Below are 12,655 nucleotides of genomic sequence, written 5' to 3'. Positions count from 1 at the left end.
TTGCTTAACGACTGGCCTGAATCGCCTGATTATTCATGATCCGAGGAGTGATGAATACAAGGAGTTCCGACTTTCGCTCTTGAACAAAGTCACGCCGGAATACTCGTCCCACAAAAGGCAGATCGCCGAGGAACGGCACCTTGTCTACAGACTTGCTTTGCGTGTTTGAGAAAACACCACCAATGACGATGGTTTCGCCATCAGTCACCAAAACTTTCGCATTAACTTCATTTTTGCGGATCGAGGGCACACCTCCAGTACTCGCGACCTGGGAAAAATCAGGCTCATCCTTGGTAACTTTAACTTCCATGATGATGCGATTATCGGGCGTAATTTGCGGAGTAACCTCCAACGAAAGTGCAGCCTCTTTAAAAGAGGTGCTCGTCGCACCACTTGAGCTGGCTTCTTGATAAGGGACCTCAGACCCTTTTAGGATTTTTGCTGTTTCTTTATCTGCTGTGACGACTTTCGGCTGCGACACAACTTCGCCGTTACCAGTTTTCTCCATCGCCGATAGCTGCAGGTCTAGAATCGTGTTGTCGGTGATGAAGCCAATACCGATTCCTGTCGTAGCCCCAGTAGCTCCAAGGTCAACAAATGTCCCTAAAGCATCGGCCGGGTTACCCGTGGCTCCAACCCTGTTGCCACCAGCCCCCCCTATGACGAAATTGTTATCGCCAACTCTTGCACCGCGCCAGTTAACACCTAAGCTCTTGTCGTAATCTACGTTGGCCTCAACGATGCGTGCCTCGATCATCACCTGACGCACCGGAATATCAAGCTGAGCCACAATGCGCCGCAGCTCGTCCAACCGTTCCTGAGTCTGGTAGGCAATGATGTTGTTCGTGCGGTCGTCAACAGCGATCGAACCACGATCTCCACTGGCTCCATCAGTGTCGGTGACCGACTGGAATAACCTGGCAATATCAGAAGCTTTGGCATAGTTGACCTGCACGACCTCGCGGCGTAGAGGTGCCAGCTCAGCGATCTGGCGCTGCGACTCCAACTCCTGACGTTCACGTGCAGCGATCTCGTCCGCTGGCGCTACCAGCAGCACGTTGCCAACCTGACGCTTGTCGAGCCCTTTGGTTTTCAACACCAGATCCAGCGCCTGATCCCATGGCACGTTCTGCAGACGCAGCGTGATGTTGCCTTGCACGGTATCACTGGCGACCAGGTTGAGGTCCGTGAAATCCGCAATCAGCTGGAGAACCGAGCGGACATCAATATCCTGGAAATTCAGCGATAGCTTCTCTCCGGAATAGGTGAAGTGCTCGGCCTTGCGCTTCTCGGCGTCGGATTCGCTAAGCGGTTTGACGCTGATGGTCAGTTTGTCGTCGGTCTGGTAAGCCAGATAGTCGTAACGGCCGCTGGGCTCGATGGCGATGTTTGCGCCCTCGGCCTTGCTAGTGGAGTCGACGAACTTGACCGGCGTAGCAAAATCCTGCACGTCCAGCCTGACACGAAGCGACTCGGGCAGCTGCGTCTTGGCGAATGACACGCGGATCTTGCCGCCCTGCTCTTCGATGCTCGGACTGATCGACGGGTCCGACAGTGTGATAATGACGTTACCGGCTCCATCTTCCCCACGACGGAAATCGATATTACTGATCGCCTTGCCCGCAGCCACGGAGTCGGTCGATTTTGCCTTGATTACCGGCGCCACCGGAGCGGCCGCTACAACCGCGGCTGCTGCACCGCTTTCGCCGAGCACGACGAACAGATTGTTTCCGTCTACCCGAGTCGAATAAGGCACCAAGGATGTGAGGTTTACGATGAGGCGCGTGCGACCTTGGGCCTCGACTACGGTCACACTGCGGGCATTACCGACACCAAGCTCTTGGTTCTTGGATTTCAGCTTGCTGGAAACACCTGGCAGGTCGAGCGCGATCCGCGCCGGCTGGTCGAGCGTATAGCCCCGCGGGGTGGGCACTGGCTCATCGAAGGCCAGTTTCAGCTCAACGCGGTCACCGGGCAGCGAAGCAACATCGAGTGCATTGAGGTTCGCCGCCAACAGCGCGGGCGAAATCATCGCCGCCAGCAGGGACAAGCCGAGACGAGAGAGAGTGGTATTCATAGAAGGATTCCGTTGTGCAGACCGGTAAAGGTTTTCCATTTTTGCCATGACTCAAGAGCGCTCTTTCAAGGTCAGGCTCCGCGGGCGCTCAAGCCAACCACCCTCTCCGTCCGGAACGATTTCGAGCACATCCACCTCGGCTTCGCTGATATCAACGATACGGCCATGGTTGCGCCCCAGATAGTCACCGACCTTGACTCGGTGAACCCCGTCACCACCTTTGATCAAGGCATATCTCCCGGCATCGTTGGTCAATGTTCCGACCATGACGAAGTTTTCGATATTGAACTCTTCGAGGAACTGCTTGATGCGAGTCTCGTCAGGCCGAATGTCTTTCGACCCTTTTTGCCGCTGGGTCAGATCGATCTTCATCGGCGGCTGGAATGGGTGCCGCAGCGATGCCGCGCTATAGGTGAAGGCTTCGTATGGCAAGAACGCCGGCAATGGCTCGATCGTTCCTTTCGGCTTAGCCCGCACGTCGTCCATGTAGGCGCGCAGATCCTCGAAGTCGCCGCTGACACCACAGCCAGTCAGCAAAACCAGACCTAGTCCCAGCGCGATATTTCGGGCTCCATTCATTTCTGCAGCCCCTTGTCGTTGTAGCGGTAGGTCTTGGCTAGGATGCTCATGTGCAATTTGGAAGACGAATCCTTGCTGAGCGGCTTGATTGCGAAGTCATGCAGAGTGACGATCCGCGGCAGGCTCGCCACTCCACTGACAAAGGTCGCAAGATCGTGGTAACCGCCTACCACTTTGATCTGTATCGGCAGTTCGATGTAGAACTGCTGGGTAACTTCTGGCTGCAGCTTGATTTCTTCGAATTCGAGTCCGCTACCCAAACCGGTATGGGTGATGTCTTCAAGCAAGCCTGGGACTTCGGTATCGCTGGGCAGCTGGCGCAGCAACGCGCCAAACGACGCCTCCATTTCCACCATCTGCGCTTTGTAAGCCTCGAGATTTGCAGCCTGGAACGCTTTCGAAGAGAACTGCTGCTTCAGGGTCTCCTCTTGGGCCCTCTGCTGATCAAGCCCGGCCTGCAGATCGCTGAGATGGAAGTAATAGCCCCCTCCGAGCAACAGAACCATCAGCAGTATCGCGGCGATAACCTTCGCCGCGGCGGGCCACGAGCCCAGATTATTCATATCCAGGTCGGCAAGATCGATACTGCGCAGGCTTTCCAGAGAACTAGCCAGACTCATGGCTTATCTCCTTCAGCAGCTGCGGCCGGCTGCGTCTGCTGCACCGTTAGCTGGAACATGTTTTCTTGATCCACTGCACCAGCAGTGACAGCCTTCACTTCGTTCAGGTTTGGCGCTTCCAGCCATTCAGATCCATCCAAATTGCGCATCAGGTTTGAGACCCGGTTATTGGATTCTGCGCCGCCAACGATGGCGATGTTCTTGCCGGTCATTTTCAGCTCGGTGAAATACACGCCATCGGGAAGCGTACGTACCAGTTGATCGAACACCCTGCCAATGATGGGACGATTGCCCTGCAGGTCCTGAATGATCTTCATACGTTCGAGCAATTGCTGCCGACGCTCACGCAACTCTTTGATCTCGGCGATTCGCGCATCCAGTACGGCGATCTCCTTGCGGACGAACTCGTTCCGCGCGTTCTGCCGCTCGATGGCGTGATTGAAGTATTGATCGGCGAGAAACAGCAGGCCCGCCGCCAGGACTGCAACGCCGACGAGGGAAACCAGAAAGCGCTGCTTACGCTCTTCACGAAGCTGCTCTCGCCAAGGTAAAAGGTTGATCCGGGCCATCAGTCGAAACTCCTCAAGGCCAACCCACAGGCAATCATCAGCGATGGCGCATCACTAGCCAGTGCACCCGCATTGACCTTGCCGCTCAAAGCCATATCGGCAAAAGGGTTGGCGACTAAAGTCTGAGTTCCGATTTTCTGCTGAATCAACCGATCCAGTCCGGGGATTGAAGCCGTACCGCCTGCTAGAAGGATGTAGTCCACATCATGGAACTGCCCAGCAGCGAAGAAGAACTGCAGCGAGCGTGAAACCTGCTGAACAACCGCCTCTTTGAACGGTTGCAACACTTCGCTGTCATAGTCGTCTGGAAGGCCTCCCTGCTTTTTGGCCAGGCCGGCCTCTTCCATCGAAAGACCGTAACGACGCTGGATTTCCTCGGTGAGCTGGCGACCACCGAATAGCTGTTCGCGCGTATAAATGGTGCGACCGTTATGCAGCACGCTCAGCGTGGTCATGGTCGCGCCGATATCCACGAGCGCCACTGTCAGCTCATCATGACCAGCGCCCAATTGGGGCGCCAATAGATTGTAAGAACGCTCCAGCGCATAGGCTTCGACATCAACGACCTTGGCCGTCAATCCCGCTAGAGCGAGCGCCGCCTCACGAATCTCCACGTTCTCCTTACGGCACGCGGCCAGAAGTACTTCGACGCGTCCAGGAGAACGAGGCGCAGCACCCTGTACTTCGAAATCGATCGCGACCTCTTCCAGCGGATAAGGAATGTATTGGTCCGCCTCGATCTTCAGCTGATTTTCCAGATCGTCATCAGACAATCCGGCTTCCATCTCGATGCTCTTGGTGATGACTGCCGAGCCGGAAACGGCTACGGCGGCCGACTTGGCTCCGGTTTTGGCCTTGGCCAACAACCGAGTCAGCGCCTGACCTACACCTTCGAGTTCAGCAATGTTCTTTTCCACCACGGCATTTGGCGGAAGCGGTTCGACCGCATAGGACTCAACCCTATATCGGGAGCCTGAACGGCTTAATTCGAGTAGCTTGACGGACGTCGAACTGATGTCGATGCCAAGCAGCGTGTTCGCTTTCTTAGTGAAGAGCCCTAGCACGGCCGATTTCCTATCTTTATCCGCCACTTACGGATTAATTATATTTGCCCGCATTAGATAACAGCCTTGACAGAAGCGCAAATGGCTCCCCGGCAAAAAAACCGCTTATAATGTGAACGGTTTTTCCTTTCAGCATCGTCTGCGACTTACACCTCATTCCCCACCCTGGATTCAAAGAACCCCGATGCGTTTTCTGAAGTTTTTCCTATGGTCGTGCCTGGCTATTTTCTGCGGGCTTTTGCTCAGCTTGAGTGGCGCTTTCCTGTATCTCAGCCCCAACCTGCCGTCGGTCGAATCGCTGCGCAGCATTCAGCTTCAAATACCGCTGCGCGTCTATAGCAATGACAACAAGCTGATCGCCGAGTATGGCGAAATGCGTCGCTCCCCCATCGGCTTCGACGAAATACCCAAAGACTTTATCGCCGCGCTATTGGCCGCCGAAGACGACAACTTCGCTAACCATTATGGCGTCGACGTGAAAAGCCTGATGCGCGCTGCCACGCAATTATTGAAAACCGGCCAGATTCAGACCGGCGGCAGTACCATTACCATGCAGGTCGCGAAAAATTACTTCCTTACCAGCGAGCGGAGCTTTTCGCGCAAGATCAACGAGATACTCCTTGCGCTCCAGATCGAAAGAGAGCTGAGCAAGGATGAAATTCTCGAGCTGTACGTGAACAAAATTTATCTAGGCAATCGCGCCTACGGCATTGAGGCCGCGGCCCACGTCTACTATGGCAAGTCAATGAACGAGCTGAGCCTCGCGCAAATGGCCATGATCGCGGGGCTACCCAAGGCACCTTCGGCGTTCAACCCACTGGCCAACGCTGAACGCGCCAAGGAGCGGCGTGACTGGATCCTGGGCCGGATGTATCGACTTGGAAGAATCGACGAGACGCGCTACCAACAAGCACTGGCAGAAATTGTCGACGCGTCCTATCACGGCTCCTCACCCGAACTCGACGCCCCTTATATAGCCGAGATGGCGCGCGCTGAAATGGTGGGCCGCTTCGGCAGCGCAGCCTATACCGACGGTTTCCGCGTGTATACCACTACAACCAGCGAGCGCCAGATTGCCGCCAATAAGGCTCTAACGCAGGGCTTGATCGAATACGACCAGCGTCACGGCTATCGTGGTCCGGAAGCTCAGCTGGCAGGAACAGATCGTGAAGAATGGTTGAAAGAACTGGGCACTTATCGCAGCCAGTCCGGCCTGCTACCCGCTGTAGTCAGTGCGATTTCAAAAGACGCGGTCAAGGTCATCCTTCGTGACGGCAGCGAGCGGAGCATCGGATGGGAGAGCATGAAGTGGGCACGTCCCTTCATCAACAGCAACAGCCTTGGGCCGCAACCGAAAACCCCATCGAATGTAGTAAACGTTGGGGATGTGATCCGCGTCAGCATCAGGGGTGATGAAACACTGTTCACCCAAGTGCCTCAAGTACAAGGCGCTCTAGTATCTATCGACCCTCGTGATGGCTCTATCGAAGCCTTGACCGGTGGCTTCTCATTTGGCCAAAGCAATTACAACCGCGCTATCCAAGCCAAACGCCAACCTGGATCCAGCTTCAAGCCCTTCGTTTACAGCGCAGCACTGGATGCAGGGTTCACCCCCGCAACCCTGGTAAACGACTCACCAATCGTCTTCGTCGAGGAAGGCCTCGATCGCGTTTGGCGCCCAAAGAATGACAACAACACTTTTTTAGGGCCGATACGCCTGCGCGAAGCCCTGTACAAGTCGCGAAATCTGGTTTCGATTCGCCTTCTGCAAACCCTGGGCATTCCCTACACGGTTGACTACATCAAGCGCTTTGGCTTCAAAGGCGAAGACCTGCCCCCGAACCTCTCACTCGCGCTTGGCACCGCAACCCTGACCCCCATGGAAGTCACCATCGGTTGGACCGCTTTCGCCAATGGTGGTTATAAGATCGAACCTTATCTGATCGAGCGGATCGAGGATCGAGACGGCAAAACGGTATTCGAGGCAAATCCAGTGCGCGTGCCGCAACGCAGCGCAGCTCAAGCGGAAGACGGTAACGCGCAAGTGATCACTTACGCTCAGAGCGACGCTCCGCAGATGGGCGCATCGGAGCCAGACACGCAGCAACCGCTGCATGCCGAGCAGATCATTGATGAGCGCACCGCGTACATCATGACCAGCATGCTGCAGGACGTTATCAAGCGCGGCACAGGCCGAAAGGCGCTGGCCATGGGGCGTAGCGATATCGCCGGAAAGACCGGCACCACAAACGAGTCCAAGGACAGCTGGTTTTCCGGGTATAACGCTGACATCGTCACAACGGTCTGGGCCGGCTTCGATCAGCCACAAACGCTTGGTCGGCGGGAGTATGGCGGAACGGTGGCGCTGCCTATCTGGATCGACTACATGAGCTCGGTACTGGAAGGCACTCCCGAGCATGCACCTGCCGAGCCCGAAGGAATCCTGACACTGCGGATCGACCCAAAAAGCGGCCGTGCGGCATCGCCGGACACACCGGATGCCTATTTTGAAGTATTTCGAAGTGAAGACTCACCGCCCAACATGGATGACGAGATCATTCCAGGCTCCACGTTGCCTGGCAGTCCGCTACCTGCGTCCGAAGCTGCACCCATCGACCTGTTCTAGAATGACTCAGCTTTGACAGCGGCCGGGCTATTCAGGATTTTTACGGCAATTCTTCTCCATTAAAAAGCAGCACAAAAAAACCCCGACCGAAGCCGGGGTTTTTTATTTAGAGCTGCAAGCCCCACCAAAGCGGAGCCATGCCAAACCTAGTCAGGCATTGAACACGTCATCGACCGACTTAAGCGGGTAGTTCGACGGGTACGGCAGGGTCGCCACACCACTTTCGATTGCCGCCTTGGCGACCGCATCAGAAACAAGGGTAATCAAGCGCGGGTCCATCGGCTTTGGAATGATGTATTCACGGCCGAATTGCAGCTGCTCTACGCCATAAGCGGCCGCTACTTCAGCCGGAACCGGCAGCTTGGCCAAGTCGCGCAGGGCCAGTGCGGCAGCAATCTTCATTTCCTCGTTGATACGCGACGCACGGACATCCAGCGCCCCACGGAAAATGAAGGGGAAGCCCAACACGTTATTGACCTGATTCGGGTAATCCGAGCGCCCCGTTGCCATGATCACATCGGAACGTGTCGCACGTGCCAGTTCCGGGCTGATCTCAGGATCAGGGTTCGAACAAGCAAACACCACCGGGTTCGCCGCCATACGATTGAGCCCTTCAGGACTCAACAGATTCGCGCCAGACAGACCAACAAAGACATCCGCGCCATCGAGCGCATCATCCAGCGTGCGCTTGTCGGTTTCGTGTGCAAACACAGCCTTGTACTGGTTCAGGTCGTCGCGGCCGGCATGGATGACACCCTTGCGATCAATCATGAAGATGTTTTCGATCTTCGCGCCCATGCTCACCAACAACTTCATGCAGGAAGTCGCCGCAGCGCCCGCACCGAGGCAGACAATCTTGGCCTGCTCCAGCGTTTTGCCGGCGATCTCCAGCGCATTGAGCATGCCCGCCGCGGTAACGATGGCTGTACCGTGCTGATCATCATGAAACACCGGGATGTCGCACTGCTCGATCAGCGCGCGCTCGATCTCGAAGCATTCCGGCGCCTTGATATCTTCAAGGTTGATCCCACCGAAAGTGATGGAGATGCGTTTGACCGTATCAATGAAAGCCTGTGGGCTTTCCGCATCGACCTCGATATCGAACACGTCAACACCGGCGAATCGCTTGAACAGAACACCCTTGCCCTCCATAACCGGTTTGGATGCCAACGGCCCGAGGTTGCCAAGGCCAAGAATCGCGGTGCCATCGGAAATCACAGCGACCAGATTGCCTTTGCCGGTGTATCGGTAAGCCAGCTCCGGGTCACGGCCGATTTCTCGTACCGGCTCTGCTACGCCGGGGCTGTAGGCCAATGCCAGGTCCCGAGCGGTGGAAGTGGGCTTGGTCAACTCGACGCTCAGCTTTCCCGGACGGGGCTTAGCGTGGTATTCGAGCGCGGCTGTTTTCAGGTCAGTCATGGGGCATTTCCGCTTGTTTTTTCTGGGACAGACAGGCCGCCGAGCATACGCCAAGACTGATCGCCGTCACAACCCAATGAAAAAAGCTGACTGTCAAGTGCTCGCTCTACGACATTCAGGGGCAGGGGAACAACAATTCCCATGCCATCCAGCACCGCACGGGAAGCTCGTCAGGGCAACGGAACGAGCATCGTTGGGTGGCTTATTCTCAGCAACCAGCGGGCCTGCTGCGACAAATTCGCGCGCCCCTTGCGATCGACCACCCAACCCCTCGCCTCGATCTCTTTGCCGGGCAGGTCTTTCAATGAATCGTCAAACCCCGCAACGGCATCGCGCGGAATCTGCAGGACCAACGGGCCCTCCAGTTCCAGCCAGACGCCACCCCGATTCACCTCCAGCCGATCGACACGCGCGCGGACCAGCGCAAAACCGCCACGGCGTATACGCTCCGCCGAGATGACCGGGGATCGGCGCCATACCCCCTCGCCGGCGGAACGGGCCTGACGCTCTACTGTTCGGTGGCAATCGGCCAACAGGCTATTGGGCGCGATAGCCACAAAGAAACCCAGCCCCTCGGCCAGCAGCACAGCTTCCAGGTTCTCGCCGCGATCGTTGAAGGCATGGGCCAGAAGCCGGCCGTAGTGATCCCGAGCCTGTTGACCGAGGCGCAGATCCAACCGCCCATCGCTGGCTTTCACCAATGCCTGCAATCGCTGCCGGGCCGCATCCGCGAAAGGCTCGGCGCTGCGTCCCTTGCGGCCCATCTCGGGCGCATTCACGCCAATGAGGCGTACGTTGCGCCCATCGATCAGGCGCAACGTATCGCCATCGATGACCGTCGCCACCTTTACTGATGACAGCGGACCACTGACGGGACAGAGCGCCTGCGCCTGCAGGCTGAAAATGACACAAACGAAAAAGGCGCCCACCAGGGACGCCTTTTTCAATTGCTCGGAAAACCTCATGGGATTCCCGTCGCGGCGACAGCTTACTTGGCGCCGAACACACCGAAACGCTGCTTGAAGCGGTCGATACGGCCGCCGGTATCCAGCACTTTCTGCTTGCCGGTGTAGAACGGATGGCACTCGGAGCAGACGTCGATGCTCAGATCTTTGCCCAGCGTGGAGCGAGTCTTGATGACGTTGCCGCAGCTGCAAGTAGCGTTGATTTCAACGTAATTAGGATGGATATCGGCTTTCATGGAAAATCCTCTAGGACTTGTGCCGCCACCCGACCCTATGTCGAGTACCGCACGGAAGGGCGCGAATAATACCAGAGCCCGGTACTGATGCAAGAACAGCTGATCGCCTCATATAGTGCCGATCCGGGCACCCGTCCCGCTCAAGGCGTCGCGACACTGTCATCGCGCCGTATCGTTTAAGATCGGCATTCGTCGCTAAGGACTACCGCGTGCCCCAACCCATACTCCGTCTCGCGCTTCCCTCTCCGCTGCGCAGGCTCTTCGACTACCGTCCACCTGCTAGCGTCTTGCCCGCGTCGCTGCAGCCAGGCATGCGGCTGCGCGTGCCGTTCGGGCGGCGGGAAATCGTAGGGGTTCTAGTGGAGGTCGTTGATCATAGCGCGGTCCCCGAAGCAAAGCTCAAACCGGCGCTGGAGCTGCTCGATACACGCTCCCCGCTCCCGTCCGCTCTGTTCAGATTGTGTCTGTGGACTGCCCAGTATTATCAGCACAGCTTGGGCGATGCCTTCAGTTGGGCACTGCCGGTTCTGTTGCGCCAGGGCGAACCCGCCGAGGCAAGACAGGAGCGCTTCTGGCATGTCACCAACGGGGCGCGGCCCGAAGACCCCCGCCTCAGCCGAGCCCCCCGTCAGCGCGAGGCGTTGAGAACCATCGCCCAACATCCCCACGGCGTGGCCCATTCACTACTGACCCAATTGCAGTTGAGCAAGGACAGCCTGGATCTGCTGCTGAAAAAAGGTTTGTTACGCATCGAGACCCGCCGTAGTCATCAGGTTCAGGGGCATCAGGGCAGCTGGCTGCTGCAGCCGGAACTGCCGCTGAATCAGGAACAACGCGCCGCGTTCGAAGCCATTCGCGCCGGCTTGGATGGGTTCCAGGTATCTCTGCTGGCGGGCGTCACCGGCAGCGGCAAGACCGAGGTCTATCTGCAGCTGATCCACCAGGTGCTCAAAGCCGGCAAACAGGCCTTGGTGCTAATCCCCGAAATCAACCTCGGCCCGCAGACCCTGGCGCGCTTCGAGAAGCGCTTCAACGCCCGCATCGCCCTGCTGCACTCCAACATCAACGACCGTGAACGCCTGGATGCCTGGCTGGCGGCACGGGACGGCGAGGCGGACATCATCATCGGCACCCGCTCAGCGCTGTTCACTCCGATGAAAAGCCCCGGGCTGATCATCCTCGACGAGGAGCATGACGCCTCGTATAAACAGCAGGAAGGCCTGCGTTACCACGCCCGTGATCTGGCAATTGTCAGAGCACGCCAGGAGAATCTGCCGGTTCTGCTGGGGTCGGCCACACCCTCACTGGAAAGCCTGCACAATGCCCACAGCGGCCGTTACGCCCTGCTAAAGCTGACCCGGCGCGCTGGCGATGCACAGGCGCCACGCTTTCTGCGCCTGGATGTGAAAAGTCGCCCGCTGGATTCGGGCATCTCCGGCCCGCTGCAGCAGGCCATGGCCCAGACACTCGCTGCCGGACAACAGGTCCTGGTATTCCTGAACCGCCGCGGCTTCGCCCCATCGCTGCTTTGTCACGATTGCGGCTGGCTCAGCCAATGCCCGCGCTGCGACGCCAGAATGACCCTGCATCAGCGTCACAACGAGCTGCGCTGCCACCACTGCGGCCACGCCGAGCGCCCGCCACGCAGCTGCCCGGATTGCAACAGCGTCGACCTACGCCCGGTTGGTACCGGCACCGAGCGCGCCGAAGAACGATTGGGCATCATCTTTCCCGACTACCCGGTGCTGCGCATCGATCGCGACAGCACTTCACGTAAGGGCTCGATGGAGCAACTGCTGGCCACCATCAACCGCGGCGAACCTTGCCTGCTGGTCGGCACCCAGATGCTTGCCAAGGGTCATCATTTTCCCCGAGTCACGCTGGTCGCCATCCTCGACGCCGATGGCGGGCTGTTCTCGGCTGACTTCCGTGCCAGCGAGCGCATGGCCCAGCTGATCGTCCAGGTAGCCGGTCGCGCGGGCCGCGCCGAAGAGCCCGGCAAAGTCATCATTCAGACACACCTTGCCGATCACCCACTGCTGGTCCAGCTCACCGAACAAGGCTATTTCGCCTTTGCCGATCAGGCGTTGAGCGAGCGCCGTGCCGCCGGCCTGCCACCATTTAGCCATCTGGCTCTGCTGCGTGCCGAGGCGACGAAGCCCGGCCAGGCCGAAGAATTCCTCGATCACGCCTGCCATGAGGCCGAACAGCTCATGGCACAGCTCGGTCTCAGCGCCATAGAACTGCTGGGCCCAGTGCCTGCACCGATGGAACGCCGCGCCGGACGCTTCCGCGCCCAGCTGTTGTTGCAGGCCAATGCCCGCGCCCCTCTGCACAAGTTGATGAGCGCCTGGCTGCCACTGGTCGAGCGACTTCCGTCCAGTCGCGCGGTGCGCTGGTCGCTGGATGTCGATCCGATCGATTTGTTCTAGCCCCGCATCATCCAGACTCAAGCGTCCTCTGCGGGCTTTTTGCTTCCGCTTGCGGCTGGTGGCTTGTA

10 protein-coding genes are annotated in these 12,655 nt (G+C 57.9%); 2 read left to right on the top strand and 8 right to left on the bottom strand.

The features are described 5' to 3' along the window. Window positions 1-4 precede the first annotated feature (4 nt). Genes pilQ through NA647_RS05135 form a run of 5 tightly spaced genes read right to left on the bottom strand, consistent with a single transcriptional unit; the run spans window position 5 to window position 4,909 of the window. Window positions 5-2,077 (bottom strand): type IV pilus secretin PilQ, encoded by a 2,073-nt coding sequence (gene pilQ, locus NA647_RS05155; RefSeq protein WP_256056706.1) that lies wholly within the window; start codon window positions 2,075-2,077, stop codon window positions 5-7. A gap of 51 nt (window positions 2,078-2,128) precedes the next feature. Next, on the bottom strand, window positions 2,129-2,656 hold the full coding sequence (gene pilP, locus NA647_RS05150; RefSeq protein WP_256056705.1) for a type 4a pilus biogenesis lipoprotein PilP: 528 nt from the start codon (window positions 2,654-2,656) through the stop codon (window positions 2,129-2,131). Further along, window positions 2,653-3,276, bottom strand: a complete 624-nt coding sequence (pilO, locus tag NA647_RS05145; protein WP_256056704.1) for a type 4a pilus biogenesis protein PilO — start codon at window positions 3,274-3,276, stop codon at window positions 2,653-2,655. Before pilO ends, pilP begins: the two co-directional genes overlap by 4 nt. Next, window positions 3,273-3,845: a type 4a pilus biogenesis protein PilN gene (gene pilN / locus NA647_RS05140; protein WP_256056703.1), complete on the bottom strand. Its 573-nt coding sequence runs from the start codon at window positions 3,843-3,845 to the stop codon at window positions 3,273-3,275. Before pilN ends, pilO begins: the two co-directional genes overlap by 4 nt. Next, window positions 3,845-4,909 (bottom strand): type IV pilus assembly protein PilM, encoded by a 1,065-nt coding sequence (locus NA647_RS05135; RefSeq protein ID WP_256056701.1) that lies wholly within the window; start codon window positions 4,907-4,909, stop codon window positions 3,845-3,847. Before NA647_RS05135 ends, pilN begins: the two co-directional genes overlap by 1 nt. A gap of 184 nt (window positions 4,910-5,093) precedes the next feature. Between NA647_RS05135 and NA647_RS05130 the strand changes: the two genes are divergently transcribed. Next, window positions 5,094-7,535: a penicillin-binding protein 1A gene (locus NA647_RS05130; protein WP_256056700.1), complete on the top strand. Its 2,442-nt coding sequence runs from the start codon at window positions 5,094-5,096 to the stop codon at window positions 7,533-7,535. Window positions 7,536-7,685: 150 nt separating this feature from the next. Here the strand turns inward: NA647_RS05130 and NA647_RS05125 are convergent, their stop codons facing one another. The 3 genes from NA647_RS05125 to rpmE all read right to left on the bottom strand — a co-directional run bounded on the left by NA647_RS05125 (window position 7,686) and on the right by rpmE (window position 10,155). Next, a complete protein-coding gene (locus tag NA647_RS05125) occupies window positions 7,686-8,954 on the bottom strand; it encodes a malic enzyme-like NAD(P)-binding protein (RefSeq protein WP_256056699.1) in 1,269 nt (422 codons plus the stop codon). Between the two features lie 170 nt (window positions 8,955-9,124). Further along, on the bottom strand, window positions 9,125-9,919 hold the full coding sequence (locus NA647_RS05120; RefSeq protein ID WP_256056698.1) for a thermonuclease family protein: 795 nt from the start codon (window positions 9,917-9,919) through the stop codon (window positions 9,125-9,127). A 23-nt stretch (window positions 9,920-9,942) separates the two neighbouring features. Next, entirely contained in the window at window positions 9,943-10,155 is a 213-nt protein-coding gene (gene rpmE / locus NA647_RS05115; RefSeq protein ID WP_256056697.1) for a 50S ribosomal protein L31, read from the bottom strand. Window positions 10,156-10,364: 209 nt separating this feature from the next. Here rpmE and NA647_RS05110 point away from each other — a divergent pair, with 209 nt between their 5' ends. After that, complete coding sequence (locus NA647_RS05110) at window positions 10,365-12,587, top strand: primosomal protein N' (protein WP_256056696.1); 2,223 nt, start codon at window positions 10,365-10,367, stop codon at window positions 12,585-12,587. The last annotated feature ends 68 nt before the right edge of the window (window positions 12,588-12,655 follow it).

Origin of the sequence: Stutzerimonas stutzeri, assembly GCF_024448985.1 — a bacterium.
Classification (GTDB): Bacteria; Pseudomonadota; Gammaproteobacteria; order Pseudomonadales; family Pseudomonadaceae; genus Stutzerimonas; species Stutzerimonas stutzeri_AP.
The sequence above is the reverse complement of the archived record's forward strand: the minus strand, read 5'-3'. Positions and strand labels throughout refer to the sequence as shown.

What these genes read in the sequence shown, in the direction of transcription:
- pilQ (WP_256056706.1), bottom strand. Translation starts at nt 2,077, where the DNA reads ATGAATACCACTCTCTCTCGTCTCGGCTTGTCCCTGCTGGCGGCGATG.
- pilP (WP_256056705.1), bottom strand. Translation starts at nt 2,656, where the DNA reads ATGAATGGAGCCCGAAATATCGCGCTGGGACTAGGTCTGGTTTTGCTG.
- pilO (WP_256056704.1), bottom strand. Translation starts at nt 3,276, where the DNA reads ATGAGTCTGGCTAGTTCTCTGGAAAGCCTGCGCAGTATCGATCTTGCC.
- pilN (WP_256056703.1), bottom strand. Translation starts at nt 3,845, where the DNA reads ATGGCCCGGATCAACCTTTTACCTTGGCGAGAGCAGCTTCGTGAAGAG.
- NA647_RS05130 (WP_256056700.1), top strand. Translation starts at nt 5,094, where the DNA reads ATGCGTTTTCTGAAGTTTTTCCTATGGTCGTGCCTGGCTATTTTCTGC.
- NA647_RS05125 (WP_256056699.1), bottom strand. Translation starts at nt 8,954, where the DNA reads ATGACTGACCTGAAAACAGCCGCGCTCGAATACCACGCTAAGCCCCGT.
- NA647_RS05120 (WP_256056698.1), bottom strand. Translation starts at nt 9,919, where the DNA reads ATGAGGTTTTCCGAGCAATTGAAAAAGGCGTCCCTGGTGGGCGCCTTT.
- rpmE (WP_256056697.1), bottom strand. Translation starts at nt 10,155, where the DNA reads ATGAAAGCCGATATCCATCCTAATTACGTTGAAATCAACGCTACTTGC.